The sequence below is a fragment of the Paenibacillus sp. S29 genome (genome assembly GCF_049319765.1).
In the GTDB taxonomy this organism is placed as follows: Bacteria; Bacillota; Bacilli; order Paenibacillales; family Paenibacillaceae; genus Paenibacillus; species Paenibacillus polymyxa_B.
On record NZ_JBMOUI010000067.1, the window covers coordinates 1 to 487 of the forward strand.

Sequence of the window (487 nt, forward strand, 5' to 3'; positions counted from 1 at the left end):
GTTACGTCCGACAAACTGGCGGATGAGGGCGTGACTGCCGCCAAGCTGTCTGCCCACTCGGTCCAGCCGTGGCACATTACAGACGAAGCGGTGCAAGCCAAACATTTGGCAGAAGAAGCTGTCCAGTCCAATCATCTGGCCCGGGAATCGGTCACCTCTGCCCATTTGCAGGCTTCGGCGGTGCTTGCAAGCCATCTGGCTCCAGATAGCGTATCCAGTAGTGCGCTTCAAGCAGAAAGCATCACCTCGGAAAAGCTGGCGGCACACTCGGTGCAAGCGACGAATCTCGCGGAAGGAAGCGTCGGCCCTCCACATCTGTCCACGCAAGCGATACACACCCGGCACTTGGCAACGGGCGCAGTACAGGACAGAGCGCTGGCAGAGGGGGCAGTGAAGTCCGTGCATATCGCACCAGAGTCCATCCAGTCGCATCATCTACAAATTGGAACCATTCAGGGTGTGCATATCGCATCACAGGCGATATCGA

1 pseudogene is annotated in these 487 nt (G+C 57.9%); it reads left to right on the top strand.

Annotated elements, in window-relative coordinates:
- A pseudogene (locus ACL9RM_RS26495) lies at positions 1 to 487 on the top strand (hypothetical protein); the annotation flags it as partial.